Annotated in this window: 30 protein-coding genes; 15 read left to right on the forward strand and 15 right to left on the reverse strand. The window is 60.6% G+C overall.

Annotated elements, in window-relative coordinates; all coding sequences use genetic code 11:
* Positions 1-5 precede the first annotated feature (5 nt).
* Genes AACY52_RS17425 through AACY52_RS17435 form a run of 3 tightly spaced genes read left to right on the forward strand, consistent with a single transcriptional unit; the run spans position 6 to position 1,744 of the window.
* Positions 6-377 (forward strand): YcfL family protein, encoded by a 372-nt coding sequence (locus AACY52_RS17425; RefSeq protein ID WP_339415143.1) that lies wholly within the window; start codon positions 6-8, stop codon positions 375-377.
* A gap of 35 nt (positions 378-412) precedes the next feature.
* Entirely contained in the window at positions 413-1,000 is a 588-nt protein-coding gene (gene lpoB, locus AACY52_RS17430) for a penicillin-binding protein activator LpoB (protein ID WP_049710984.1), read from the forward strand.
* Positions 1,001-1,003: 3 nt separating this feature from the next.
* A complete protein-coding gene (locus AACY52_RS17435; protein WP_339415141.1) occupies positions 1,004-1,744 on the forward strand; it encodes a penicillin-binding protein activator LpoB in 741 nt (246 codons plus the stop codon).
* Between the two features lie 88 nt (positions 1,745-1,832).
* Here the strand turns inward: AACY52_RS17435 and AACY52_RS17440 are convergent, their stop codons facing one another.
* From AACY52_RS17440 to AACY52_RS17450, 3 genes are all read right to left on the reverse strand, one after another.
* Complete coding sequence (locus tag AACY52_RS17440; RefSeq protein ID WP_339415140.1) at positions 1,833-2,465, reverse strand: LysE family transporter; 633 nt, start codon at positions 2,463-2,465, stop codon at positions 1,833-1,835.
* Positions 2,466-2,553: 88 nt separating this feature from the next.
* Positions 2,554-3,126: a mechanosensitive ion channel family protein gene (locus AACY52_RS17445; protein ID WP_339415139.1), complete on the reverse strand. Its 573-nt coding sequence runs from the start codon at positions 3,124-3,126 to the stop codon at positions 2,554-2,556.
* Complete coding sequence (locus tag AACY52_RS17450) at positions 3,126-5,036, reverse strand: ATP-binding cassette domain-containing protein (RefSeq protein ID WP_339436188.1); 1,911 nt, start codon at positions 5,034-5,036, stop codon at positions 3,126-3,128. The genes AACY52_RS17445 and AACY52_RS17450 overlap by 1 nt, the downstream gene beginning before the upstream one ends.
* A gap of 50 nt (positions 5,037-5,086) precedes the next feature.
* Between AACY52_RS17450 and AACY52_RS17455 the strand changes: the two genes are divergently transcribed.
* The gene (locus tag AACY52_RS17455; protein WP_339415137.1) at positions 5,087-5,554 is read left to right on the forward strand and encodes a TIGR02444 family protein; all 468 of its coding nucleotides are present in this window, start codon (positions 5,087-5,089) and stop codon (positions 5,552-5,554) included.
* Here AACY52_RS17455 and AACY52_RS17460 read toward each other — a convergent pair.
* Positions 5,551-6,645: an AlgP family protein gene (locus tag AACY52_RS17460; protein WP_339496774.1), complete on the reverse strand. Its 1,095-nt coding sequence runs from the start codon at positions 6,643-6,645 to the stop codon at positions 5,551-5,553. The two genes, AACY52_RS17455 and AACY52_RS17460, sit on opposite strands and share 4 nt — an antisense overlap.
* A 192-nt stretch (positions 6,646-6,837) precedes the next feature.
* Between AACY52_RS17460 and AACY52_RS17465 the strand changes: the two genes are divergently transcribed.
* Positions 6,838-7,515, forward strand: a complete 678-nt coding sequence (locus tag AACY52_RS17465; protein WP_339415135.1) for an FKBP-type peptidyl-prolyl cis-trans isomerase — start codon at positions 6,838-6,840, stop codon at positions 7,513-7,515.
* A gap of 53 nt (positions 7,516-7,568) precedes the next feature.
* Here AACY52_RS17465 and rsd read toward each other — a convergent pair whose 3' ends face one another.
* From rsd to AACY52_RS17500, 7 genes are all read right to left on the reverse strand, one after another.
* On the reverse strand, positions 7,569-8,027 hold the full coding sequence (gene rsd, locus AACY52_RS17470) for a sigma D regulator (protein ID WP_339415134.1): 459 nt from the start codon (positions 8,025-8,027) through the stop codon (positions 7,569-7,571).
* 208 nt (positions 8,028-8,235) lie between these two features.
* A complete protein-coding gene (locus tag AACY52_RS17475) occupies positions 8,236-8,757 on the reverse strand; it encodes a disulfide bond formation protein B (protein WP_339415133.1) in 522 nt (173 codons plus the stop codon).
* A gap of 236 nt (positions 8,758-8,993) precedes the next feature.
* Complete coding sequence (locus tag AACY52_RS17480; RefSeq protein WP_339415132.1) at positions 8,994-10,235, reverse strand: heme biosynthesis protein HemY; 1,242 nt, start codon at positions 10,233-10,235, stop codon at positions 8,994-8,996.
* 5 nt (positions 10,236-10,240) lie between these two features.
* Positions 10,241-11,365 carry a uroporphyrinogen-III C-methyltransferase gene (locus AACY52_RS17485; protein ID WP_339415131.1) on the reverse strand — a complete coding sequence of 375 codons (1,125 nt, stop codon included), beginning with the start codon at positions 11,363-11,365 and terminating at the stop codon, positions 10,241-10,243.
* Positions 11,366-11,406: 41 nt separating this feature from the next.
* Complete coding sequence (locus AACY52_RS17490; protein WP_339428309.1) at positions 11,407-12,156, reverse strand: uroporphyrinogen-III synthase; 750 nt, start codon at positions 12,154-12,156, stop codon at positions 11,407-11,409.
* Positions 12,153-13,094, reverse strand: a complete 942-nt coding sequence (gene hemC / locus AACY52_RS17495; protein WP_339428308.1) for a hydroxymethylbilane synthase — start codon at positions 13,092-13,094, stop codon at positions 12,153-12,155. Before hemC ends, AACY52_RS17490 begins: the two co-directional genes overlap by 4 nt.
* A gap of 138 nt (positions 13,095-13,232) precedes the next feature.
* On the reverse strand, positions 13,233-13,979 hold the full coding sequence (locus AACY52_RS17500) for a LytTR family DNA-binding domain-containing protein (protein ID WP_339415128.1): 747 nt from the start codon (positions 13,977-13,979) through the stop codon (positions 13,233-13,235).
* 505 nt (positions 13,980-14,484) lie between these two features.
* Here AACY52_RS17500 and argH point away from each other — a divergent pair.
* Entirely contained in the window at positions 14,485-15,879 is a 1,395-nt protein-coding gene (gene argH, locus AACY52_RS17505) for an argininosuccinate lyase (protein WP_339415127.1), read from the forward strand.
* Between the two features lie 110 nt (positions 15,880-15,989).
* Here argH and AACY52_RS17510 read toward each other — a convergent pair whose 3' ends face one another.
* The gene (locus tag AACY52_RS17510; RefSeq protein WP_339415126.1) at positions 15,990-16,649 is read right to left on the reverse strand and encodes a glutathione S-transferase; all 660 of its coding nucleotides are present in this window, start codon (positions 16,647-16,649) and stop codon (positions 15,990-15,992) included.
* Positions 16,650-16,775: 126 nt separating this feature from the next.
* Here AACY52_RS17510 and AACY52_RS17515 point away from each other — a divergent pair, with 126 nt between their 5' ends.
* From AACY52_RS17515 to AACY52_RS17525, 3 genes are all read left to right on the forward strand, one after another.
* Positions 16,776-17,060 (forward strand): hypothetical protein, encoded by a 285-nt coding sequence (locus tag AACY52_RS17515; protein ID WP_065875446.1) that lies wholly within the window; start codon positions 16,776-16,778, stop codon positions 17,058-17,060.
* Positions 17,061-17,156: 96 nt separating this feature from the next.
* The gene (locus tag AACY52_RS17520) at positions 17,157-17,411 is read left to right on the forward strand and encodes a TIGR02647 family protein (protein ID WP_339415125.1); all 255 of its coding nucleotides are present in this window, start codon (positions 17,157-17,159) and stop codon (positions 17,409-17,411) included.
* A gap of 167 nt (positions 17,412-17,578) precedes the next feature.
* Positions 17,579-20,419: a class I adenylate cyclase gene (locus tag AACY52_RS17525; RefSeq protein WP_339560644.1), complete on the forward strand. Its 2,841-nt coding sequence runs from the start codon at positions 17,579-17,581 to the stop codon at positions 20,417-20,419.
* Between the two features lie 12 nt (positions 20,420-20,431).
* Here AACY52_RS17525 and rnk read toward each other — a convergent pair whose 3' ends face one another.
* From rnk to cyaY, 3 genes are all read right to left on the reverse strand, one after another.
* Positions 20,432-20,845 (reverse strand): nucleoside diphosphate kinase regulator, encoded by a 414-nt coding sequence (gene rnk, locus AACY52_RS17530; protein ID WP_314564452.1) that lies wholly within the window; start codon positions 20,843-20,845, stop codon positions 20,432-20,434.
* A gap of 131 nt (positions 20,846-20,976) precedes the next feature.
* Positions 20,977-21,195 carry a DUF1289 domain-containing protein gene (locus tag AACY52_RS17535; protein WP_082224400.1) on the reverse strand — a complete coding sequence of 73 codons (219 nt, stop codon included), beginning with the start codon at positions 21,193-21,195 and terminating at the stop codon, positions 20,977-20,979.
* A 2-nt stretch (positions 21,196-21,197) separates the two neighbouring features.
* Positions 21,198-21,530 carry an iron donor protein CyaY gene (gene cyaY, locus AACY52_RS17540; protein ID WP_339415123.1) on the reverse strand — a complete coding sequence of 111 codons (333 nt, stop codon included), beginning with the start codon at positions 21,528-21,530 and terminating at the stop codon, positions 21,198-21,200.
* Between the two features lie 238 nt (positions 21,531-21,768).
* Between cyaY and AACY52_RS17545 the strand changes: the two genes are divergently transcribed.
* From AACY52_RS17545 to AACY52_RS17570, 6 genes are read left to right on the forward strand one after another with little or no spacing between them, the layout of a single operon-like run.
* On the forward strand, positions 21,769-21,936 hold the full coding sequence (locus AACY52_RS17545) for a lipoprotein (protein WP_017845169.1): 168 nt from the start codon (positions 21,769-21,771) through the stop codon (positions 21,934-21,936).
* A 9-nt stretch (positions 21,937-21,945) separates the two neighbouring features.
* Positions 21,946-23,193: a diaminopimelate decarboxylase gene (gene lysA, locus AACY52_RS17550; RefSeq protein WP_339506454.1), complete on the forward strand. Its 1,248-nt coding sequence runs from the start codon at positions 21,946-21,948 to the stop codon at positions 23,191-23,193.
* 3 nt (positions 23,194-23,196) lie between these two features.
* Positions 23,197-24,027: a diaminopimelate epimerase gene (gene dapF, locus AACY52_RS17555; protein WP_339415121.1), complete on the forward strand. Its 831-nt coding sequence runs from the start codon at positions 23,197-23,199 to the stop codon at positions 24,025-24,027.
* Positions 24,028-24,040: 13 nt separating this feature from the next.
* Entirely contained in the window at positions 24,041-24,757 is a 717-nt protein-coding gene (locus AACY52_RS17560; RefSeq protein ID WP_049710960.1) for a DUF484 family protein, read from the forward strand.
* Positions 24,758-24,759: 2 nt separating this feature from the next.
* Positions 24,760-25,659: a tyrosine recombinase XerC gene (gene xerC, locus AACY52_RS17565; protein ID WP_049710959.1), complete on the forward strand. Its 900-nt coding sequence runs from the start codon at positions 24,760-24,762 to the stop codon at positions 25,657-25,659.
* The gene (locus AACY52_RS17570) at positions 25,656-26,351 is read left to right on the forward strand and encodes an HAD family hydrolase (RefSeq protein WP_339428306.1); all 696 of its coding nucleotides are present in this window, start codon (positions 25,656-25,658) and stop codon (positions 26,349-26,351) included. The genes xerC and AACY52_RS17570 overlap by 4 nt, the downstream gene beginning before the upstream one ends.
* Positions 26,352-26,381: the final 30 nt, after the last annotated feature.

A 26,381-nucleotide genomic window follows, 5' to 3' on the forward strand; every position in this document is an offset into this window, starting at 1 on the left:
ACGCTATGCGTCATTTCATCCCTGGCGCCCTGGCGCTGGTCCTGCTTGCAGGCTGTGCCACCCCACCGCCGCCGGAGCCCGGCAGCGCCGCGAGCAAAATCGTAGTAATGGGCAAATTCAAGGGCGTCGCGGTCGGTGCCATTCGTGTTGCCCGCGAGAACGGCTTTCTCACCGCCAAGGTGCAGTTGAGCAACATCACCAGCAGCAATCAGATGATGTATTACCGCTTTGCCTGGCTGGGCGCCGATGGCTTCCCGGTGGGCGATGAAGAAACCTGGAAGGTGCTGAACCTGTACGCCAACCAGGCGACCTTCCTGCCAGCGATTGCCAACTTGCCCCAGGCGGCAGACTTCCGTCTTGAAGTGAAAACGCCTTGAGCCGTTCACCCTTTTTGCTACTGAGAGATTTCCCCATGTTTGCACGCTTCTCGATCCTCGCCGTAGTTGCCGTATTGGCCAGCGGCTGCTCTAACACTTCGCCGGTACTGGGCGGTAAAAACATCAGCTACGGCGATACCAAGGCCGTAGAACTGGTGACCAACGAGTTCGGCTCCACCGACCTGCAGATGATCGCCGAAAGCATGACCCGCTCCCTGGCCCAGTCCGGCATCCTGCAAGGCCGCCCGGTGGTGCAGGTGTATGACGTGAAAAACAAGACCAGCGAATACATCGATACCCGCGAGATCACCACGTCGATCAAGACCCAGTTGATGAAGACCGGCACCGCGCGTTTTGCCAGCGACAACACCGATATGCAAAGCCAGGTTGACCAGCTCAAGCTGCAGAACCAGAGCGGCCTGTACAAGAAGTCCACCGTCAGCAAGACCGGCAACATGGTCGCCGCCAAGTACCGCCTGGAAGGCTCCATCAGCTCCATCGTCAAGCGCAGCTCGGACTACAAGGACGTGTTCTACAAGTTCAGCCTGCAACTGATCGACGTCGAGAGCGGCCTGGCCGAATGGATGGACGAAAAAGAAATCCGCAAGACCACGGAGCGCTAAGCAATGCGTGCATGGATCGGCATGATCGGCCTGCTTTGCGCCTTCGGCGCCTCGGCCGCCCCGAAGATCGCGGTGACTGACCTGGCCTACGAGGCGCGGGTCGAGGAATACATTCACCAAGTGTCGGCGAGCAATAACTTCCAGGCCAGCGCTTACCACGCCAGCGGCGCATCGAATTACAGCGAGTACGAAAGCCGTACCAGCTACATCGAACAGAGCGAGCTGCGTAAATTCAGCGGTGACATCAAGGGCGAGATCCTCAAGTCCCGCCAGTTCCAACTGGTGCAGGGCACGCCCTACACCGCCGATGCCAAGGGTGACGTCTACGACGTGATCAAGCGCATCAAGGCCGGCCACTTCAAGGGGGCTGACTATGTGCTGTTCGGTACGCTCTCAGACATCGACTTCACCCAGGACATCAACGCCCTGGACCACACCAACAGCTACTCGGCGGTATTGGGCCTGACGCTGGTGGCGGACTTCAGCCTGATCAACACCCGCACCTACGAGATCACCTCGGCGTTCACCGCCATGGGTGAAGGCCAGGACACCAAGCTGGTGAGCAGCCGCGATGTGCGTGTGAGCCTGAATCGGCCGCGGGTGGTGAAAGAAGTCTCGAAAGCGCTGGGTGAGGATGTAGCGCGGCAGTTGGCGGAGCAATTGGGTGGCGGGTATCAAGACCCGAGCCAACCGCCGTTGCGCAACAACCTGCCAAGGGATGAAGCGCCGAAGATCCTGCGCTGAGCCTAAAACTCACTGTCAACACAAAACCAATGTGGGAGCAGGCCCGCTCCCACATTTTTTGATTCGGTTTCTTCAGTTGGCGTGCGGTTTATGCCGTTGCGCGATGCAGGCTGGCGAGAAAGCCCGCCGCCCCCACAAACAACCCAGCAAACGTACGGTTCATACGCTTCTGCTGCTTAGGCGTGCGCAACAAACGCAACACTTTCGACGCCAGCCCCGTATACCCCGCCATCACCACCATATCGACGCAAATCATCGTCGCACCCAGGATCAGGTACTGGATCAGCAACGGCGCTTGCGGGTTCACAAACTGCGGCAGCACCGCCAGCATGAACACCAGGGCCTTAGGGTTGCTGGCATTGACCAGAAAGCCTCGGAACATCATCGCCATCGGCTTGCCGATCGGGCGCACGGCCGCGTCGTCGGTCATGTCCATAGGCAACGCGCGCCATTGCTTGATGGCCAGGTACACCAGGTACGCCACACCAAACCATTTGATCGCATAAAACGCCGTGGACGACGTCGCCAGGATGGCTCCCAGGCCGCAGGCGACGACCGCAATCTGCATCGCCAGGCCTAGCTGCAGGCCAATGGCATTCCAATAACCGCGCAGGAAACCGTATCGCAGGCCGCTGGACATCGAGGCAATGGCGCCGGCGCCAGGGGAAAGGGAGATGATCCAACTGGCCAGGAGAAAGGCCAGCCACGTATCGAGTGCCATTACACACCTCAGGGGGGAGTTAGCGGTTTTCCCTTAAGCTAACTCCGCCGACCAACGGATAGCTATAGATTTTTACAAGATGTGAATGCTAGCGATCGCCCGGAAACACGTGGGTACCTGGCCAACGTCGCACCGCGCGTTGGAAGAACAGGCTGTTGGGCACCTGCACCATTGCGCTGTCGGTGCCGGCTTCCGCCACTTCAACCAGTGTGGTGTAGAGCAGATTGATCGCCACGACCCGGCCCTTCACGCCCGGTTTATCGACGGTATCCACCAGCTCGACGATATCACCCAGGCGAAACGGCCCGACGGTGAAGATCAGAATGGCGCACAGCAGGTTGGACAGCACCGACCACATGGCAAAGAACGCCACGGCGGCGACCGCGACGAACCCGGAAAGCGCCGTCCACAACACGGTCGCGGAGACACCCAGGCGGCCCAGCACAAAGATCAGCGCACTGCCCATGATCAACCAGCGCAAGCCACCGCGCAGCGGCATCAGCAGTTGCGGGGGGAATGGGTAGCGCTCACCCAGGCGAGTCAGGCCTTTGGCTACAAAACGCTGGGCCAGGTAGCCGGCCAGCAGAATCAGCAGGATTTGCACGCCGATCCACACGGGCTCGACCCATTGCGCCGGTAACGGCAGATGCAACGCTTCCATCAGGACAGCGCCTCCAGCTCCGCTTGCAGGGTTTCCAGCAGCTCGAGAGCTTCCATCCAGGTTTCCTCCAACTGCCCTTCGCGCACCTTGAGTTTGGCCTGTTCAGCCAGCAGGTCACGCAGCTCGTCCTTGCGGGCTGCCTCGTAAACGGCGCTGTCGCCCAGGCTGGTTTCGATCTTGGCCAGGCGCTCGTGCACCTTGCCCAGCTCGGCTTCCAGCTTGTCGGCTTCACGTTTGTGCGGCGCCAACTGCTGACGCAGTGCAGCGGCGGCCTGACGCTGGGCTTTCTTGTCGGTCTTGTCCGGGTTGACTGGCGTATTGCTGACCGGCGCGTTGCGCAGGCGGTAATCCGTCAGCCAGCGCGCGTAATCATCCAGGTCGCCGTCAAACTCTTCGACTTTGCCATCGGCCACCAGCAGGAAGTTGTCAGTGGTGCTCTTGAGCAAGTGGCGATCGTGAGACACCACCAGTACCGCACCGCTGAACTCTTGCAAGGCCATGGTCAGCGCCAGGCGCATTTCCAGGTCCAAGTGGTTGGTCGGTTCGTCGAGCAGCAGCAGGTTCGGACGATCCCAGGCGATCAACGCCAGGGCCAGTCGGGCTTTTTCGCCACCGGAAAAATTCAGCACCGGCTCGTCGATGCGCGCCCCCCGGAAGTCGAAACCACCCAGGAAGTCGCGCAGGGTCTGTTCCCGCTCGATCGGCGCCAGGCGCTGCAAGTGCAGCAACGGGCTGGCTTTGGAGTCGAGGGAATCCAGCTGATGCTGGGCGAAGTAGCCCACCACCGTGTTCTCGCCACGGGTCAAACGACCGGCCAAGGGCTCAAGCTCACCCGACAGGTTTTTGATCAGCGTCGACTTGCCCGCGCCGTTAGGACCGAGCAAGCCGATGCGTGCACCTGGCGTAAGCTGCAGCTTCACTTTTTCCAGGATGGTTTTGTCGCCATAACCCAGGCGAGCATCCGAAAGGTCCAGCAACGGGCTGGATATCTTCACCGACTCGCGAAACACAAAGTCGAACGGCGAATCGACATGGGCCGCCGATAGCTCTTCCATGCGCTCCAGGGCCTTGATCCGGCTCTGGGCCTGGCGGGCCTTGGTGGCCTGGGCCTTAAACCGGGCGATGTAGCTTTCCATGTGCGCACGCTGCGCCTGCTGCTTCTCGAACGCCTGTTGTTGCTGGGCCAGGCGTTCGGCGCGCGCGCGCTCGAATGCGGTATAGCCGCCACGGTACAGGGTGATTTTCTTCTGTTCGACGTGGGCGATGTTGTCGACCACGGCGTCGAGGAAATCGCGGTCGTGAGAAATCAGCAGCAATGTGCCCTGGTAATTCTTGAGGAAGTCTTCCAGCCACAGGATCGCATCGAGGTCCAAGTGGTTGGTCGGTTCATCGAGCAGCAACAGGTCCGAGGGGCACATCAGCGCTTGGGCCAGGTTCAGGCGCATGCGCCAGCCACCGGAGAAGTCGGCGACCGGGCGGTCCATCTGCTCGTTGGTGAAGCCAAGGCCGGCGAGCATTTTGCGGGCGCGGGCGTCGGCGGTGTAGCCGTCGGCACTGTCGAGTTCCGAGTGCAGGCGCGCCTGGGCGGCGCCGTCCTGGGCTTTCTCGGCCTCGGCGAGGTCGTGTTGCACCTGGCGCAAGCGCAGGTCGCCATCGAGCACGTAGTCGATTGCGATGCGGTCCAGGGTGTCGATCTCCTGGCGCATGTGGGCGATACGCCAGTCGGCCGGCAACAAGCAGTCCCCGGAATCCGGGGTCAGCTCGCCCAGCAACAGGGCGAACAACGTGGATTTGCCGGCGCCATTGGCACCGATCAAGCCGGCTTTGTGACCGGCGTGCAGGGTCAGCTCGGCGTCTTCGAGAAGACGTTGCGGGCCACGCTGTAATGTTAGGCTTTGAAGTCGGATCATAATGGCGGCGGAGTCTACCAGCTTCGTTGCCCGCTGGCTTGGGTGTGAATATGTGCGCTGACCTATGGAACTTTGCCCTCACGACTTACGCCCGCCCGGGCGTCGAAGCCGGTTGCCTGCGTTTACAGGCGCAAGGTGCGGATGTGTGCCTATTGCTCTGTGGCGCGTGGCTGGAACAGCGCGCTGTGGCCGTGACGGCCGAGCGCATTCAGGCGCTGAAACAGATCGCCGAGCCTTGGCAGGCGCACGTGGTTAAGCCGTTACGACGGGTGCGCATGCAATGGCGTGCGATGGCGCAGCAGGACGAGGATTTGGCGGGGTTACGCGAACGGGTCAAAGCCCTGGAGCTTGAGGCCGAACGACAATTGCTCGCGCGCTTGGAAACACGGGCGCGAATGTGGCCGACGGGTGAGGCGATGGGTCATCAACAGTGGCTGGAAGGACTGGCGGCTGAGGATGCCGCCAACCTTGACCACGACGCGCTGCAGCAGCTGCGCGTCGTGGTCACCAGCACTTAGGAGGCGCTGGTTGGGGTGGTGCTTGGCGCTACCGGGGCAGGCGTGTTGCTGGCCGGTGCAGCTGGAGCGCTCGACGCTGCCGGGGCAGCAGCAGGTGTTGCTGGCTTGGCCGGTGCTGGTTTTGCGGCAGCTGGTTTGGCAACGGCTGGCTTGGCAGCAGGTTTGGCAGTTGGCTTAGCGGCTGGTTTTGCAGCTGCAGGTTTGGCGGCTGGCTTCGCGGCTGGTTTTGCGGCAGCGGTTTTAGCAGCTGGCTTGGCGGCCGGTTTTGCAGCAACAGTTTTAGCAGCTGGCTTGGCGGCTGGTTTTGCAGCAGCAGGTTTGGCGGCTGGCTTGGCGGCCGGTTTTGCAGCAGCAGGTTTGGCAACTGGCTTGACGGCCGGTTTTGCAGCAGCAGGTTTGGCAACCGGCTTGGCGGCCGGTTTTGCAGCAGCAGTTTTGGCAACTGGCTTGGCGGTCGGTTTTGCAGCAGCGGTTTTAGCAGCTGGCTTCGCGGCGGGCTTTGCAGCAGCGGTTTTAGCAGCTGGCTTCGCGGCTGGCTTTGCAGCAGCAGTTTTAGCCGCTGGCTTGGCGGCCGGTTTAGCAGCGGCGGTTTTGGTAGCTGGCTTCGCGGCTGCTTTAGCAGGCGCCTTGGCGGCAGCAGCTTTGCTTGCAGGCTTCTTCGCCGCGCTTACTGCAACAGCTTTTGCAGGCGTACGAGCGCCCAGCGCCTTAGCTACAGCGTCCTTCACACGACCAATGCCCTGGGCCAGCTTCAGGCTTTCCTGGGCATCTTTTTTGAGTTGGGAAATGTAGGTGCGGGTTTCAGCTTGGCGATCCTTGAGGGCGTCGAGCAGGTCCTCAAGTTCTTTGACAGCGTCTTTGGCTTTGGCTTGAGCCTTGGCCTTGCCGGCAGTGGCAGCATCTTGCAGTTTGGTGCGGGATTTGTGCAGCTTTTCTTGCGCTTTACCGCGTTGTTTTTCCAGCTTGGCGAGCAGTTTTTCTGCATCGGCCAAGGCTTGGGAACAAGCGCTTTCCAGATGTTCGAGCAAACTGCCCGAGAGTTGTTGGAGTAAATGCAACGGGGTATTAACAGGCTTCTGTTTGGCCGACATGGTTTACCTCCTGGCTGACTTGGGTGCGGCTCATACTAGCCCTCTGCTCTTACCGCCGCTAGGGCATGTTGACAGTATCGTTTGACTTGCGTTGCACCGTGTAAAAATTCTTGTCGATATAACGTAAATACGCGCCACTTCTCACCTCATCACACTGGCATAATCCGTCGCACTTTCGGCGGGAGAATGCCCATGTCGCGTTACCTTTTTCTTGTGCTTGGCTTGGCCATTTCGGTGGCCAATGCGAGCGATCAATCGCCGCCAAAAAACGCTGATCAGAACCAGCACGACCTCGCCTACAGCTTGGGCGCCAGTCTCGGTGAGCGCCTGCGGCAGGAGGTCCCCGACCTGCAGATCCAGGCTTTGATCGACGGCCTCAAGCAAGCCTATCAGGGCAAACCGCTGGCGCTGGACAACGCACGTATCGAACAGATTCTTGCCCAGCACGAAGCACAAAACGCAGCCGAAGCGCAGGGACCTCAAAGTGAAAAAGCACTTGTGGCCGAACAACAATTTTTGAGCAAAGAAAAAGCCGTAAAAGGCGTACGCGAATTGGCTGATGGAATCCTGCTCACCGAACTCACCCCCGGCACGGGTGGAAAGCCCAAGGCCAACGACCAGGTTGAAGTGAAATACGTGGGGCGATTACCCGATGGGACAGTGTTCGACCAGAGCAGGCAACCTCAATGGTTTCGTCTGGACAGTGTGATCAGCGGCTGGAGCAGCGCGTTGCAACAAATGCCCGTGGGCGCGAAATGGCGATTAGTGATTCCATCGGCCCAGGCCTATGGCGCCGACGGTGCCGGCGAGTTGATCCCACCTTATACACCGCTGGTATTCGAGATTGAGTTGCTCGGTACCCGTCCTTGACCCAATAAAAAACGGCGCGCAATGCGCACCGTCTTTCGTACCGCTGTCGAGGGTCAGGCCTGGGTGGCAGCCTCTTCTTTGTGAGCATTGTGCAGCACTTCGATCAGGCAATCTTCCAGCTCGAATCGCTCGTGCAGCAGCGCGCCCAACTCTTTGAATTTTTCAGCAACACAGTTTCCGGCATCACACAGGTCGGTAAACGCTAGCAGCTTCTCGGTAATGACATCGATGCGCGGGTAAATGGTCTCAGCCAAATCCAGGCCACGCTGATCGTCAAAGGCCTCCGCCTCCTTGGTGAGTTGATCGTAGACACCAAAATGGCCGGCCGACACGTAGTCCACCAATACAACGCAGAAGTCCTGCAACGGTTCGCGGTTCTCAGCCAGCGCCTCAGGCTTGGCACCGAGAGCATCAAAGGCACGAACCAGTTCGTGGCGTGCCTTCAGCCAATTGTCGATCAGCTTGTGCACCCCACCCCAGCGTTCCTGAGCATTCTGACAACTTTCCAGCATGGTGATCTCTCTTCCCTATAGGGGCGCTGCCGCCTGGTGCCTGCGCAACACTTCAAGGATAAAGCAGCGCTGGGCAAGGCAACATCTGACAAACGGTTTCAATAACACGTGCGGGCCAGATTATGCCCGCATGACTATGGCTTCAAGGTACGCAGGAGAGAAAGTTCATACAAGTGTTTAATCCCGCTCTCCAAACTGCGACTCGCTTTCAGCGCCTCGCCGGGCGCGAACACTGGCTTAAAAACAGCCGTGAAAACTGCATCAGGCCAAGGATCAACATCCCGATGAAGAACAGCAGGCTCCACTCGGGAAGGCTCAAATCAAACAGCGTCCAGTTGGTTTCCACGCAGTCGACAGTGCCTTTGAACGTCAACTGCAGGGCCTGCCAAAACGATAGGTTTTCGATCATGTAGTGCAGGCTGGGCCAGCAATCGGCTGCCTCATCCGGCGCGGCATTTTGTAGCAGCACCTGGCGCACGGCGGTTAGGGCGCCCAGCAAGGCGCAGACCATGCTTGCCAGCCCATAAAGACAGATCACGGGTCGCTTGGGATTGTGGAGTGCGGCGACCAGGTTGATCAATGTGAAAGCGGCCAGGAATCCCCGTTGCACTTGGCATAGGAAACACGGACGCAACGAGACGCCAAACTCGAGGTAAAAGGACGCGCCCAATGTCAGCGTACCCGCCAGGAACGCGAGGAAAAACAAGGAACGTGAAGGGGCCAAAGACATGCTTTATCCGCATCGCGAAAGATAGGTCGCTACGGTAGAGGAAAGGCCTGACCGCTTTCAATACATGCCAGAGCAGACGATTCCGTGAGAAGGTAAGGACTTCCCGTCAGAAGATGGAAGACCTTGGGCAATCGAGCGTCGGACTTTGCCGCCGAACGCTCCCCCCTCACTCTTTTCGAGCTAATGAAAGGTTGGCCGCCAGATACATCTGAGCCAACCCTTGCCCCTTTCCTACCTCAAACCCGAGCAGTGACAGGTAGCGGAGACGCAAGCAAACGGTTATCCAGCAGTCCAAGACCCTCTTGAAACAGCTGATTACTTCGCTCGGTGTCACCCAGTTGGGCCAACAAGCGCGCCAGCTCGGCACAAGCCTCAGGATTACGCTGCACTCGTAGGCTGCTCTCCAGATAATCCCGCGCCTTGCCCCACAGGCTGTTTTGCAGGCACAGGCGGCCCAACGTCAACAGCAGACTGGCATCGCCCGGGTGATCCTTGAGCCAGCCCTCGGCAAACTTCAACTGTCGGGCTGGATCACTGCCACGCAGCAGGCCGTATAGCCGGATCAGGTGGCTGTCGTAGCCGCGTTTGATGGCGCCACGCAGCGCTTCCTCGGCCTTGGCATCGGCGCCCAATTGGCGCAGCTGCTCGGCGTAAGCCAGAACCAGTTGCGGCTCTTGGCGCTGGGCGGAAGTGAGTTGCTGCCAGGCGCGCTCAAGGGACTGCAAACCGGCTTCGCCCTGCTCTTCTCGCTGAGCAGCCAGGCTAAGGTTCTCACCCCAGGCACGGCGTTCAAGCTCAGCCAGTTCGCTGGCAGGCAGGACTTTATCTTTGCGCAACTCCGGCAACAGACGGATCACCGACGACCAATCACCCCGCTGCTGATGCAGGCGCTGCAATTGACGCAAGACCTGGCCGTTATGCGGATGACGCTCGTGCATCGCCTGCAAGGTGGTCAGTGCACCATCGGTATCGCCGCGGTCCAGTTGCAGTTGCGCATGGCTCAAGGCAACTGCCAGCTCGGCCTGGGGCTGACGCTCCAGTGCTCTTTCCAGCAAGCCGTCGGACTCTTCGTAACGACCCTGCTCATTCGCAGCACGCGCGGCGCCGAGGTAGTACAGAAGTGGCTGGCGCTCGGCTTCGGCGGCGCGATGCAGGTGGCGCTCGGCACTGGCCCAGCGGCCCTCGGCGAGGTCCATCTGGCCCTGCTCGATGGCGATCTGCACGCGGCGGCTGCGGTTACGCCGCGACCACGGGTTGACCACACCACCGGAGGTGGTGACCAGGCTCAACAGCACACGGATCAGGTAGATCACCAAACCAATGGCAAACACCGCCACCACCGTCGCCCACAAGCTCGACTCGTAGTGCAGCACATGAGGGTAAGTAATCAGCACATAGCCGGTGTGTTTCGAAATGCCCACAGCCAGCGCCAACGCGATTGCAATCGCCAGCACCAGGATCACATAGAAGCGTTTCATCGGCTCTACTCCTGCTTCGCCGACGTAGCCGCCGGTGTGGCCGCCGCCTTGGCTTCGTCAGCAGACAGATGACGACGTTCGAGATACGCCTGCACGGCAGCCAGGCTCGAGGCCAGGTCCGGCGTCACCACCGACACCGCCTTGGGCTCAAGTTCGGCAATACGCGCGAGCATCGCCTTGCTCTGCGGATTGCCTTGGTTAAAGTTATCCTGCAACACGCTACGCGCCTCGCCGAGGGAGCGGCTGTATACAGCCGACTCCCCGTTGAGCGCCGCCCATTGCGCCTGCTCCAGCGCCAGGCTCAACGCCAGGCGCACCTGGTTCAGGCCTTGGCCGGCCAGCAGTGGGCGAATGTTGTCATCCGGATTGAAGTCGATGCGGAAGTAACGGGAAATCTGCTCCCACCATAGGCGCCAACGGCTGTCCGTATCCGTGGTCGGACGCCCCTCGGAAGCCGGCTCGGTCAGTTGATATTCCGGGGCAATGGCCGCCAGTTGCACGACCTGGTCACGCAAAGCCGCCAATTGCAGGTACAGCCCAGTGCGATCCGGCTGCTCGGTGCTGCGCAGCGCTGCAAGGCTCTTGGCCAACTGCTCACGGGCGGCATAGGAACCTGGATCGCTTTGCTCGCGAAGAATCTCGTCGGCGCCCTGCACCAGCGCTTGGGCGCTATTGATATCTTGCAAGGCAGACAGACGCAGGCTCGCCAGGCGAATCAAGTGTTCAGCCTCGGCTAAACGCCAGTCCTTGCGGCTGGACCCCAACACGGTCTCAAGGCGCTGGCTCAGGCGCTGCTGATCGCCCTGCAACTGGGCGACCAGGCGACGGCGCTCCTCCAGCTCATCAGCACCCGGCAACTGCGCCAGCCGCGCGGCCAGTTGTTGCTGGCTCTGCTTGAGGGACTGGGATTGGTCATCGAGGGTCTGCACCTGGCCCAGCTGTTGCTGGCTGCTGGCTTGCAGGGCGCGGACCTGCCAGATCCCCCAACCGCCGGCGGCAACACCGGCGGCGCCGAGCAGCAAGGCGACGACCGCCAGGCCATTGCCACGGCGCGGCGCGGTGACCGGTGACTCAACCGGCGCACCGAGTGCGGGTTGGGCTTCATCTTTAGGCAAGGCTGTTTCGCTCACGTATCCGTCCTTTGCGTTTCAGAGAGTGACTACGGCATGCCTCATAGGGCAAAGCTGCGTAACGCCACTAACAAAGCCGCGGCACTCGCACCGCGGCAATCCACAACTTTTTCTGCGCCAGCGCACCGCGCCATCTCGAAGACTCGCGGGCTCGGCACGAACAACGGCAACTGTGCCACCTGTGGCCAATCGGCTCCAGCCAAGGCGTGCAGGTGCAAAAAACCCTGCCCACTGCTGACCGTCAGGCCGTTCAAGCGTTCCAACTGGATGCGTTGCATCAGTACCCCGGCGTCGTAGGCCGGAAGGAAACGGCGATACAATTCCAGATAGTCGACACTAGCACCACTCGCGCGCAAACGCTCTGCCAGCAGCTCGCGACCGCCCTCGCCGCGCAGGATTAACACGCGTGCATCCGGGCGTGCGATAGCCTCGCGCAACGCAGGCAATTGAAGCAAGGCCTCGCTGTCATCGCCAGTAGGGGGATAGTGAACGTTGAGGCCGTGTTCGGCCAGTACCTGCGCGGTGGCTGCGCCGACGCTGAACCACGGCAGTTGCGGCCATGCTCGATGCAACTGTCGCACGGCCAGGCGCGCGGCGGGTTTGCTGACGACAATCACCGCACAATAGCGGCCCAGGTCACGCAAGACTTCCAGCTGTTCAGGTGTAACGGGAAGCGGCTCGATGTCCAGCAACGGCAGGCTGCTGCTGAAAATGCCGGCTTCGGCCAACGTCGCCGCCAGGGCCAACGACTCCTCGGCAGGCCGCGTCAGCAGCACACGCCATTCGTTCACTGCGGACCGGCCTCGCCGTAGATTTTTTGCAGGATGGCACCGGCGCCCTTGTCCAACAGTTCTTCGGCTACCTGGATGCCCAGTGCCGTCGCGTCACGCTGCGGGCCGCGCACCTCGGCAGTCAGCAAGGTGCCACCTTGCGGGTCCCCTACCAGTCCGCGCAACCACAGGTTTTCACCTTCGAGCACGGCGTAGCAGGCGATTGGCACCTGGCAGCCGCCGTTTAGGTGCTTGTTCAGCGCACGCTCGGCCGTGACGCGCACTTCGGTGTCGTGGTGATCCAGGGGTTTGAGCAGGGCGTGGATTTCACTGTCAGCGGTGCGACACTCGATGCCAACGGCGCCTTGCCCACCTGCGGGCAGGCTGTCCTCGACGCTGATGGCCGAGGTGATACGGTCTTCGAAACCCAGGCGGATGAGGCCCGCCGCTGCGAGGATGATCGCGTCATATTCGCCGGCGTCCAGCTTCGCCAAGCGGGTGTTGACGTTGCCACGCAGAAAGCGGATCTGCAGGTCCGGGCGGCGAGTCAGCAGCTGTGCCTGGCGGCGCAGGCTCGACGTGCCGACGATGCTGCCCAGGGGCAATTCTTCCAGGGACGCGTAGGTGTTGGAAACGAAAGCATCGCGCGGGTCTTCGCGTTCGCAGATGCAAAACAAACCCAGGCCTTCAGGGAAGTCCATGGGCACGTCTTTCATCGAATGCACGGCGATGTCGGCTTCGTTCGCCAGCAGCGCTGTTTCCAGTTCTTTGACGAACAAACCCTTGCCGCCGATCTTCGACAGAGGCGAGTCGAGCAGCTTATCGCCACGACTGACCATAGGCACCAGGGACACCTTGAGGCCGGGATGGGCCAGCTCCAGGCGTGCTTTGACGTATTCGGCCTGCCACAAGGCGAGGGCGCTTTTACGGGTGGCGATGCGGATTTCGCGAGAGGACATGGATCAATCCGTACTGAAAATATATGACGGATAATAACAGCTCAGGGAAATACGCTTTGATTTGAATCAGCAAGTGAGGGGCCTCCCTGGCCACGACGCACCGGGATAAGGAATTCAGGCCTCGCCACAGACGCGGGGCTAAAGCTGCTGCATCATCTTGCGCACGCCGGCAACATGCCGTCGGCTGACGATCAACGCATCGCCGTTAAGGCCTTTCAGGAATAGCTGAAAATGACCCAGGGGCGTGCGTTGCAGGCGTTCGATTCGCTCGCGGGCCACCAGCGCGTTGCGGTGGATACGCACGAAGCGGTCGCCGAACTCATCCTCAAGCGCCTTGAGCGGCTCATCAAGCAACACTTCGCCGCCTTGGTGGCGCAAGGTCACATACTTGTGATCGGCAATAAAATAGACCACCTCGCCCAGAGGGATCAGCTCAATGCCTTTGCGTGTACGAGCACTGATATGGCTGCGTGGCCCATTACCACTTTGGGCGGCTGGCTGAGTGAGTGCGGCGAGCTGCATGCGGGTTGGGCGTTCGGCCTTTTTCAGGGCCTTGAGCAATGCTTCGCCTACCACCGGCTTGATGAGAAAGCTGACTCCGCTGTCTTCCAACGTCTGCGCAGAAAACTCTTCGCCCGTTGCACAGAACACTACGGCCGGTGGGGACTCTCGCTCGCTCAGTCGGGCGGCAACTTGCAGGCCGTCAAGGCCCGACATACGGATATCGAGCAACACGACATCAGGCTTGAGGCTGTCGATCAGCGTCAACGCCTCTTCGCCCGTGGTGGCGCTCGGCTCTAATACTGCATAACCCTCGAGTTCACTGACCAGACGGCTCAGTCTTTCGCGGGCTTGGGGTTCGTCATCAACGATCAGGACATTCATATTGCGCTGGATTCCTGCGTGAGTCTCGCACAAGGATAGCGTAGACAGGTGCGGTGACGTGCGTCACAGCGATCCACGCTAAGACTAGCGCGAGCGGCAAAAAGTGCCCTGAGAGTGGCACCCAAATTTACCCGGACCTGTTCAATAGCGCCCAAGACCTGCTGCCTTCGGGCGTCGTAGTAGGGTTTGCTGATACACAATCGAATACCCCCCCTTTTCTAATGGATAGTCTGGGCTATGACCGCATCACCCGACTTTGGTGCATTCACACACTATCAGTCCAACTGTAGACGCTCGCTGAGACGACATTGCTGAATCGGCAAATATCGTTTCAATAAGCCCCTGTACCCAGTCTCGTCCTGGACGCGGTCGGCGGCAAGGCACTTAGCCATCCTTGGAGTAAATAAAAATGCCGACGACCCGCAGCCCCGCCTCCACGGGCAACCCTGTTATCATCGCCGGCACAACTTCATGCCTCTTTATTAAGCAGATCACGAGCGAATCCATGAGCACCGACAAGACCAACCAGTCCTGGGGCGGCCGCTTCAGTGAACCCGTCGACGCCTTCGTCGCCCGCTTCACCGCCTCCGTCACCTTCGACCAGCGCCTGTACCGCCACGACATCATGGGCTCCATCGCCCACGCGACGATGCTGGCCAAGGTCGGCGTACTGACCGACGCCGAGCGCGACAGCATCATCGACGGCCTGACCACCATTCGTGGTGAGATCGAAGCTGGCACGTTCGACTGGCGCGTCGACTTGGAAGACGTGCACATGAATATCGAGGCGCGCCTCACCGACCGCATCGGTGTGACCGGTAAGAAGCTGCACACCGGCCGCAGCCGTAACGACCAGGTGGCCACCGACATCCGCCTGTGGCTGCGTGATGAAATCGACCTGATCCTGTCCGAAATCACCCGCCTGCAGAAAGGTTTGCTTGAACAGGCCGAGCGTGAATCAGACACCATCATGCCGGGCTTCACTCACCTGCAGACCGCCCAGCCCGTGACCTTTGGCCACCACCTGCTGGCCTGGTTCGAAATGCTCAGCCGCGACTACGAGCGCCTGGTGGATTGCCGCAAGCGCGCCAACCGCATGCCCTTGGGCAGCGCCGCGCTGGCTGGCACCACCTACCCGATCGACCGCGAGTACACCGCGCAGCTGCTGGGCTTCGATGCCGTCGGTGGCAACTCGTTGGATGGTGTGTCGGACCGTGACTTCGCCATTGAATTCTGCGCGGCGGCCAGCATCGCGATGATGCACCTGTCGCGCTTCTCGGAAGAGCTGGTGCTGTGGACCAGCGCGCAGTTCCAGTTCATCGACCTGCCGGACCGCTTCTGCACCGGCAGCTCGATCATGCCGCAAAAGAAAAACCCCGACGTACCAGAACTGGTACGAGGCAAAAGCGGCCGTGTATTCGGCGCGCTGATGGGCCTGCTGACCCTGATGAAAGGCCAACCCCTGGCCTACAACAAGGACAACCAGGAAGACAAAGAGCCGTTGTTCGACGCCGCCGACACCCTGCGCGACTCGCTGCGCGCGTTTGCCGACATGATCCCGGCGATCAAGCCCAAGCACGCGATCATGCGTGAAGCGGCACTGCGTGGGTTCTCCACCGCGACCGACCTGGCGGACTACCTGGTGCGCCGTGGCCTGCCGTTCCGCGACTGCCACGAAATCGTCGGCCACGCGGTGAAATATGGCGTAGACACCGGCAAGGACCTGGCGGAAATGAGCCTGGAAGAACTGCGCAAGTTCAGCGACCAGATCGAACAGGATGTGTTTGCCGTGCTGACCCTGGAAGGCTCGGTGAATGCCCGTAATCACATCGGCGGTACTGCGCCGGCGCAGGTGAAGGCAGCTGTCGTGCGCGGCCAGGCCTTGCTCGCCAGCCGTTAAAAGCTTCGCGAGCAAGCCCGCTCCCACACTTGACTGCATTCCAAAAGTGGAACGCGATCAAGTATGGGAGCGGGCTTGCTCGCGAAGGCTTCACCACAGGCACCTACCCTCTATTTCTTGGCAGCAATCATCGCCATAAACGCGGGCATTGCAGCCTCCCGGTCCGCCGCTACTTTCTGAGCGTTGGGCATAGCATGCAGTCTTTCCAGCAACGCTTTGGCCGCCGGCATCTCTGCCAGCAAATCCATTCCAAACAGCTTCTCGCCCACCGCACAGGCGAGGTTCACGCTGTACATGAAATACAAATCCGCAATCGTGAAATTATCCCCCGCCACAAACGGCGCGAACTTGCCGTGCCTGCCCAGCGCACTCAAGCCCAATAGCAATTCGGCCTTGGACTTCTCCTTGATCGCCTCCGGCACCGGCATACCAAAAAACGCTTCGGCAAAACACGCCCGCGCGGGCAGCTCGATATACAACTCGATTTCCCGGCATAGTGCCAGCACCTGTGCACGCTGGAACGGCTCGGCCGGCAGCAGTGCAGGCCCTTCCTGGGTGTGCTCGATGTATTCGAGGATGACACTGGTCTCATTGATAAAACCCTGTTTAACGCCCAACACCGGCACTTTGCCACGCGGGCTGGCTGCCAGGGCTTCGGGCGTTTGCCCGGCATAAAAAGGCACCTCTTCGAACGGCAGCCCTTTCTCCAGCAGCGCCAGTTTGACCATGTTGTAGTAGTTGCTGACCGAGAATCCGTAGAGCTTGAGCATTGCGGTTGCCTCCGTGCCGGGAATGGGGTTGGCTGCAAGCGTTATAGCTCCCCGTGCCGGGCCTTGCCAGCAGCATCACCGGCTTGAATGGGGGTAGACTGGCGCCCTTTCCTAGAGGAGCCTGCCATGAGCGAGCCGACCGATATCGACAACGACGAAGAAGAATTCACTGAAACCACCCTGATCGAAGCGATCGAAAACCAGATCGAGAGCGAAAACCCACCCGCCGCCAAGGCAACGTTCAACAAGCTGACCCTGGTGGGTTATGAGCGTGAAGAGATCCTGCAACTGATGGCCCACGTGCTCGCTGTCGAGATTGATGCCCTACTGGAAGAGGACCGTGCTTTCAATACCGAGTGGTATGAAACTGCACTGCGTGCACTGCCCGAATTGCCACCCGAAAAGCAATAAATCCAACACGCAGCAACACACTGGACAGTTCGGCAAAGTGCGTTCACCTTATGGCCTGCTAGCCTCTAATAAATTCTTAGAAAGTCTGGAGTCCTTATGTCGTTTACCCCTGAGTTGGTTGCCGAACTGGAAATCCTTGTACTCTTCAGCCTGGATAGCACCCAGGAAGGTCTGAAAGTCCATCAGACCGCTGCCCCTACTGCCATCGCCGCTGCCAAGCGCCTGTTCGAGAAAGGACTGATCGATCAGAAAGACGGGGGCTACCTGACCCCACTTGGTCGGGATGCCGCAGAACAAGCTAAAACCCTGCTGACCATCCTGACCACCGTCAACGCCAAAGAAGCCGCCTGATACCCGATACGCCCATGGAGTCCGCCACTTGCGGATTCCATGGGCGTTGCTGCGCAAGTGCGAAAATTCTGACGTCAAAAACCATTTCTCGCTAAACCTCCTACGCTACTGGCTGTAAACTCCTACATGGCCGCCCACGTCGGGCTCTGCGAGCCACCGACTTCGACATGACCCGCACCCATGAAATCCGCCCCGACCTGGAAGAAGGCATCGACCGCAAGGTACTGGCCCAATTGCGTGCGCGGTTCATGGCCCTCAACGAAGGCCGCATGGCGCGGGCCATCGAGGGGCTGACGCCACGCCAGCAAAGCGTGTTGACCCTGTTGCCGCTGTTTTTCCACGTCAACCATCCGCTGCTGCCGGGCTATGTGTCGGGCAGTACCCCGGCTGGATTATCCAACTTTGAGCCCGACGCCCAGGCCCTGACAGAAGCCCAGCGCCTCACCCGTTCGTTCTCCTACAAACCGCGCCACGGCAACCCGCCACGTCCGATTCACGGACTGTTTCTGATGGGCAGCCTCGGCACCCTGGCCCAAGCCGACCAGAGCGATATGGACGTGTGGGTCTGCCACGCGGCGGACCTCAGCGAAAATGAACTGGCTGAACTGCGCAAGAAATGCCAACTGTTGGAAGCCTGGGCGCTGACCATGGGCGCCGAGGCCCACTTTTTCCTGATCGAGCCGACACGCTTTGTGCTCGGCGAGCGCGACACCCAGCTCAGCTCGGAAGACTGCGGCACCACCCAGCATTACCTGCTGCTGGACGAGTTCTACCGCACCGCCATCTGGCTGGCCGGGCGTACGCCTATCTGGTGGCTGGTGCCGGTGTATGAAGAACCCCGCTACGCCGAATTCACCCACACGCTGATTTCCAAGCGCTTTATCCGCGCCGATGAAACCCTCGATCTTGGCCATCTGGCACGGATTCCCCCAGGCGAATTCATCGGTGCCGGGCTGTGGCAATTGTTCAAAGGCATCGAGTCCCCCTACAAATCGGTGCTCAAACTGCTGCTGATCGAGGTCTACGCCAGCGAACACCCTAACGTGCAGTGCCTGAGTCTGCGCTTCAAGCGGGCGGTGTTCGCCAACCAGATGGGCCTGGATGAGTTGGACCCCTACATCGTGGTGTACCGCCGCATCGAGGAATACCTCAAGGCCCGAAACGAGCCCGAGCGTCTGGAGCTGGTGCGGCGTGCGCTGTACCTGAAGGTCAACTGCAAGCTCACCGCTGGCCAGCGCAACACCAGTTGGCAGCGCTTGTTGCTCGACCGCCTGGCACATGAGTGGGACTGGGACCAGCGCCAACTGGCACTGCTGGACAGCCGCAGCCAGTGGAAAGTGCGCCAGGTCGCCTCCGAGCGTCGCGCCTTGGTCAACGAGCTGAATTACAGCTACCGCTTCCTGACCCAGTTCGCCCGCACCGAGCAGACCGTCAGCCTGATCAACAAGCGTGACCTCAATGTGCTGGGCAGGCGCCTGTACGCCGCCTTTGAACGCAAGGCCGGCAAAGTCGAGTTCATAAACCCCGGCATCGCCCCGGACTTGGCCGAAGACACCTTGACCCTGGTGCAATCGCCCAACCGCAAGGAGCCCGGCCAGCACCACTGGGGTTTGTACAACGGCAACCTCACTGCACTGGAATGGGAACACTTCGCGCCGATCAAGCGCAGCCGTGACCTGTTGGAGATGCTCACCTGGTGCCACCGCAACGGCGTGATCGACAGCAGCACCCGCCTGGCCTTGCACCCCGGCACCAGCGACATGACTGAGTTCGAGTTGTTCAACCTGCTGGGCCGCTTGCAACAGACCGTCGCCCTGCCCTTGACCAGCGTTGTTGAAGAGCGCCTGCTGCGTTCGGCGGTGCCCGAGGAAGTGTTACTGCTGATCAACGTCGGCGTTGACCCGCTCAAGCACCACCGCGACCTGAATATCCTGATGACCACCGAGCGCACCGATTCCCTGAGTTATGCCGGCGTGCGCGACAACCTAGTGCTGACGCTGGACCAGGTCACGCTCAATAGCTGGAACGAAGTGATGGTCAGCCGCTACGACGGCCCCCACGCCCTGCTCGACTGCCTGCGCGACTACCTTAACCAGTTACCGCCGGACCACCTGCCACGGCTGCGAGTGCGCTGCTTCTGTCACAACCGTGCGCAGTTCATTGCCCAGCGCGTGGAAGAAATCTTCGACACGGCGCAGCACCTGCTGCTGGGTCAGTCCAATCATCGCTACCTGCTGCAAGTGCAGCAGCACTATCACGTGATGGAGTTGATGCCAGGCCAAGCCACCCACGTTTCCCTAGAGACCCAGGATGCGCTGATCACCTACCTCAGCGAAGAACTGGCCAGCTACAGCCCGCTGCATCTGGATGCCATGGCCTTGGAAGAGCACGACCTGGCGCTGCTGCTGCCAATGGGTATGCCCGATTGCGTGCAGGTGTTCTATCGGGTCAGCGAAGGCTCTGCCGAATTGTATGTGCTGGATGAGTTCAACGCACTCTGGCAACAACGTCTGCCGTTTCATGATGAGCAGAGCTTGCTGGCGCCGTTGCAGCGCTTTTTGCAGTCGATCATTTATCGACGGAATGCGTTGTCGCCATTGGACCAGCAAGATCCGCTGGGGGCCGTGCAAATCATGTATTACCAGCTATTGCCCTCCGGCAGCGGGCGCGCACGGAGCATCGAGCCTCGACCAGCACCGGTGAATCTGGCAAATAAACCGTTTTATGACGTGCAAGCCATTATCGGCAAGGCCGCGCCGGGCCAGGTGGGCATTACCCTGTATTGCAATCAGCGGGAATTTTCCGAACTGGAGTTTGGCGACCAGCTGTTTGCAGTGGTCGCCCAGCAAATCGTCGGGCAACGCCAGGAAACCGAGCGTTACCGCTGTTACATCACCGATCTGGACCTGTCCGGCCTGCTAGGTGATGTACAAAGCCCGAGCAACCTTTACTTGCGTTACAAGGCCGAACTGGAGCTGTCGCTCAATGAGGCGCTGAGCCAGATTTAGAGCGACTCTGTTTTAAAGAGAGAAAGGGCCGCCGTCTTTGGGCTGGCCTTCCACGCTGAGCAATTCCAGCTTGAGGGTCTTGCCGCCGGGTGCCGGCCAGTCGATATGCTGGCCCACTTGCAGGCCAAGCAACGCACTGCCCACCGGCGCCAGGATCGAAATCTTGCCTTCGTCGGCGTTGGCGTCCTTGGGATAAACCAAGGTCAGGTGATAGTCCTTGCCGCTGCCTTGCTCGCGGCAATGCACGCTGGCGTTCATGGTCACGACACTTGCAGGCACTTCATCGTGGCCAACCACGTCTTCGGCGCGGTCGAGTTCGTGTTGCAACGCTTCGACACCGGGAAACTCGTCGCCCAAGCGGTCGATCAGTTGCTCAAGACGCTGCACGTCAAGACGGGTGAGGATGATGGACGGTGCGGTGGTCATGATTCAGGCAGACTCCTTTTTTCTGCACAAAAAAGCAAAACCCCGCCAGGAAAAGGCGGGGTTCTCACGGGCCTCGATGAGTTGAGGCGTACCCGGACACTACCACAGCGTCACAAATAAACAAGACGGCCTCAGGCGTGGGCCCGGCGCTGCTCAGCCTCGGCACAGATCACTCGGCGCCGCGCGTCGTCGGCAGAGCGCCATTCGCGGATATCTTCCACATGTCGGAAGCAACCGAGGCAGACTTTCTGCTCGTCCAGGCGACACAAACTGATACAAGGTGACGGCACCGCCGGGCTGACATTGCTGAACAGCGGTTTCGGCGGGCGTACTGGGGCTGGCTGGCTCACTATCAGATCTCTTCGAAATCCAGATCGGCACCGGCTTGTTCCAAGACCAGGCGCGCGAGCATTTCGCTGAGCAGCTCATCGCTGCTATCGCACTGCCAGTTATTGTCTTCTTCGTTGAAATCGAAGTGAAAACCACCGGAACGCGCAGCCAGCCACAGCTGGCGCAGCGGTTCCTGGCGACTGAAGATCAACTGGGTGCCATTCTCGAACTTGACGGTCAGCACGCCGGCCGAGTTTTCAAGGTCCACGTCCAGGCCGCTGTCGTCGAAAATATCTTCCAACTTCTCCTGGGTCGAATCCACCAGGTCGTGAAAACGGGCTTCGGTCAAACTCATTGTGGCAACCTCAAAAGTGTCTGGTTTTGCTCAAGCGCCGCACGATACGGGCGAGCCCCGCCGATTGCAAAGGATACCGATTTCAACACGATTGACGGCGTGAAATATCCTCAAACAGCGTAGTGCGCTTCTCGACTATCTCGGCAAACCCCCGCCAGACGGGTATTCCGGCGCATAGGCAAGCTGGCGGGTGGTCGGTATACTCGGGCGCAATTAATGCATATTCAAGGATTTCGCCATGAAGCGCCTGATCTCTTCCCTTGCTGCGCTCGTCGCGGTCGCTTGCCTCGTTAGTGCCTGTGGTCAAAAAGGCCCGCTGTACCTGCCCGATGACAGCAAAGACCCGAATGAACAGGCGCAATCGTCGCAAAAACCAGCCAAAGCGCATAAGCACGATACCTATTAAGGGAACCTCATGGACGCTTTTAACTACCGGGACGGCGAGCTGTTCGCGGAAGGCGTGGCGTTGTCCGCGATTGCCCATCGCTTTGGTACCCCGACCTATGTGTACTCCCGTGCTCATATCGAAGCCCAGTACCGCTCTTTCACCGACGCACTGAACGGCGTGCCGCACTTGGTGTGCTACGCGGTCAAGGCCAACTCCAACCTGGGCATACTGAATGTCCTGGCGCGCCTGGGCGCTGGTTTCGACATCGTGTCCCGTGGCGAGCTGGAACGCGTACTGGCTGCCGGTGGCAAGGCTGACAAGATCGTCTTCTCCGGCGTCGGCAAAAGCCGCGAAGACATGCGCCGCGCCCTCGAAGTCGGCGTGCATTGCTTCAACGTCGAGTCCACCGACGAGCTGGAGCGCCTGCAAGTCGTGGCCGCCGAGCTGGGCGTTCGCGCGCCGATCTCCCTGCGCGTCAACCCGGACGTTGACGCCGGTACCCACCCGTACATTTCCACCGGTCTCAAAGAGAACAAGTTCGGCATCGCCATTGCCGACGCCGAAGACGTATACATCCGCGCCGCGCAGTTGCCGAACCTGGAAGTATTGGGCGTCGACTGCCATATCGGCTCGCAACTGACCAGCCTGCCTCCATTCCTCGATGCGCTCGACCGCCTGCTGGCGCTGACCGACCGCCTCGGCGAGTGCGGCATCTACCTGCAACACATCGACCTGGGTGGTGGTGTGGGCGTGCAGTATCGCGACGAGGAGCCGCCGCTGATCGGCGATTACATCCAGGCTGTGCGCGAGCGCACTGAAGGTCGCGGCCTGACCCTGATGTTTGAGCCGGGCCGTTATATCGTCGCCAACGCAGGCGTGCTGCTGACCCAGGTCGAGTACCTCAAGCACACCGAGTACAAGGACTTCGCCATCGTCGATGCGGCGATGAACGACTTGATCCGCCCGGCGCTGTACCAGGCCTGGATGAATGTCACCGCCGTGACGCCTCGCGCAAGCGAAGCCCGCGCCTATGACATTGTCGGTCCGATCTGCGAAACCGGCGACTTCCTGGCCAAGGATCGTCAGCTTGCGCTGGAGGAAGGCGATCTGCTGGCCGTGCATTCGGCCGGTGCCTACGGGTTTGTCATGAGTTCCAACTACAACACCCGCGGGCGTTCCGCCGAGGTGCTGGTGGACGGTGAACAAGCGATTGAAGTGCGTCGCCGCGAGACGGTAGCCGAGTTGTATGCTGGCGAAAGCCTGCTGCCGGAGTAAGCCATGCTGCTGCGTTTTACCAAGATGCACGGGCTGGGCAATGATTTCATGGTCCTCGACCTGGTCAGCCAGCACGCGCACATCCTGCCCAAACACGCTAAACAGTGGGGCGACCGTCATACTGGCATTGGTTTCGACCAATTGCTGCTGGTGGAAGCACCGACCAACCCGGAGGTGGATTTCCGTTACCGGATCTTCAACTCCGACGGTTCCGAAGTGGAACAGTGCGGCAATGGTGCGCGCTGCTTCGCGCGCTTTGTGCTGGACAAGCGCCTGACCGCCAAGCGGCAGATCCGCGTTGAGACAAAAAGCGGCGTGATCGAGCTGGACATCCGCAGCGACGGCCAGATCAGCGTCGACATGGGCGCGCCACGCCTGGTGCCAGCGGACATTCCGTTCCAAGCCACCGAGCAAGCCTCCAGCTATGCCGTTGAGGTCGACGGTAAGATCGTCGACCTGGCCGCCGTGTCCATGGGCAACCCCCATGCCGTCCTGCGGGTCAACGACATCAACACTGCGCCCGTGCATGAATTGGGGCCGAAGATCGAACACCACCCGCGCTTTCCGGCACGGGTCAATGTGGGCTTCCTACAGGTGATCGACCGTTCCCGCGCGCAGCTGCGTGTGTGGGAACGCGGCGCCGGCGAAACCCAAGCCTGCGGCACTGGCGCCTGCGCCGCTGCCGTAGCCGCGATCAGCCAGGGGTGGATGGATTCGCCGCTGTTGATCGACCTGCCCGGTGGACGTTTGTCCATCGAGTGGGCAGGCCCTGGCCACCCGGTGATGATGACCGGGCCGGCTTCGCGCGTATACGAAGGACAGGTCCGTCTATGAGTGAGCCAAGCCAATGACCGATAAGCCTCAAGTACCCGCACACGCTACCCCGAGCGACAGCCTGGAGGCCGCTGCCGTCGCGGCGTACCTTGAGGCTAATCCGGACTTCTTCGTCGAACACGAAGAACTGCTGCCGGCCCTGCGCATCCCCCACCAGCGCGGCGACACCGTGTCGCTGGTGGAGCGGCAGATGAAGATCCTGCGTGAGCGCAATATCGAAATGCGCCACAAGCTTTCGCACCTGATGGACGTCGCCCGCGACAACGACCGCCTGTTCGACAAGACTCGCCGCCTTATTCTTACGCTGATGGACGCCACCAGCCTGGAAGAAACGGTGATCGCCGTGGAAGACAGCCTGCGCCAGGACTTCCAGGTGCCCTTTGTCAGCCTGATCCTGTTCAGCGACAACCCGATGCCGGTAGGTCGTTGGGTCAGCGGCAGCGAAGCACAAACGGCGATTGGCGGCCTGCTCTCCGAAGGCAAGACCATCAGCGGCACCTTGCGCGAGCATGAGCTGGACTTCCTGTTTGGCGCCGAACAGCGCCAGCAGATCGGCTCCACCGCTGTGGTCGCCCTCAGCCATCAAGGCTTGCACGGCGTGCTGGCGATCGCCAGTCGCGACCCTCAGCACTACAAGAGCTCAGTAGGCACGCTGTTTTTGACCTACATCGCCGAAGTATTGGGCCGCGTCTTGCCGCGCTTCACCACCGCCCTGCGCGCGGTGCGCTAGCCATGGAACGGCAACTGGACGCTTACTGCGCTCACCTGCGCAACGAGCGCCAGGTGTCGCCTCACACCCTGGAAGCTTACCGGCGGGACTTGAACAAGGTCCTGGCGTACTGCGAAAAACAACAGATCAGCAGCTGGAAGGCCCTGGATATCCAGAGCCTGCGCAGCCTGGTCGCGCGCCTGCACCAGGCGGGCCAATCTTCGCGCAGCCTGTCGCGCCTGCTCTCGGCCGTCCGCGGGCTTTATCATTATCTGAACCGTGAAGGCCTGTGCGACCACGACCCGGCCAATGGCCTGTCGCCCCCCAAGGGCGAACGGCGCCTGCCCAAGACCCTGGACACCGACCGCGCCCTGCAACTGCTCGATGGTGCCGTCGAGGATGACTTCCTGGCCCATCGCGACCAGGCGATCCTGGAGCTGTTCTATTCCTCAGGCTTGCGCCTCTCGGAGCTGACCGGCCTGAACCTGGATCAACTCGACCTCGCCGACGGCCTGGTGCAAGTGCTCGGCAAGGGCAGCAAGACCCGAGTGCTGCCCGTAGGCCGCAAAGCGCGGGAAGCCTTGCAGTTGTGGCTACCGCTGCGCCTGTTGACCAACCCGGCGGACGACGCGGTGTTTGTCAGCCAGCAAGGCCGCCGCCTGGGGCCACGGGCGATTCAAGTGCGGGTCAAGGCGGCGGGTGAGCGCGAATTGGGGCAAAACCTGCACCCACACATGCTGCGACACTCCTTTGCCAGCCATATGCTGGAATCGTCTCAAGACTTGCGCGCAGTTCAAGAGCTGCTCGGCCACTCTGACATCAAGACCACGCAGATCTACACCCATCTGGATTTCCAACACTTGGCAACGGTGTACGACAGCGCCCATCCACGGGCCAAACGCATCAAGGGCGGCGACTCATGAGTATCAAGCTGATCACCTTCGACCTGGACGACACGCTCTGGGACAACGTACCGGTCATCATCAGCGCCGAAGCGTCGATGCGCGAATGGCTGGCCACCCACGCGTCCAAGGTCGGCGACCTGCCTCTGGAGCATTTCGCCACTCTGCGCCAACAGGTGCTGGAGCGTTATCCTGAGCTGAAACACCGTATCAGCCTCCTGCGCCACCGGGTGTTGATGCATGCATTTGAAGAGGCCGGTTATCCACAGCCTGAGGCCACGGAGATGGCGGACGTGTGTTTCGAAGCCTTCATCCATGCGCGGCACCAGATCACCCCATTCCCCGAAGCCGAGCCGATGCTGCAAGTGCTGCGCCAGCACTTTCTGCTGGGGGTGATCACCAACGGCAATGCCGATGTGCAGCGGGTGGGCTTGGCGGATTATTTCCACTTTGCGCTGCGTGCCGAAGACATAGGTATCGCCAAGCCGGATGCGCGATTGTTTCAGGAAGCGTTGCAGCGCGGTGGCGTGGACGCCAGCGCAGCGGTGCATATTGGCGATCATCCAGGGGATGACATTGCCGGCGCACAGCAGGCGGGGCTTCGGGCGGTGTGGTTCAATCCGACAGGCAAGGTGTGGGAGGGGGAAAAACGCCCGGATGCGCAGATTCGTAGCCTGACGGAGTTGCCAGCATTGCTGGATAGCTGGAACTAGCACAGAGCCGAATGTGGGAGCTGGCTTGCC

Origin of the sequence: Pseudomonas sp. EA_65y_Pfl1_P113 (assembly GCF_963970525.1) — a bacterium.
GTDB lineage: Bacteria > Pseudomonadota > Gammaproteobacteria > Pseudomonadales > Pseudomonadaceae > Aquipseudomonas > Aquipseudomonas tritici.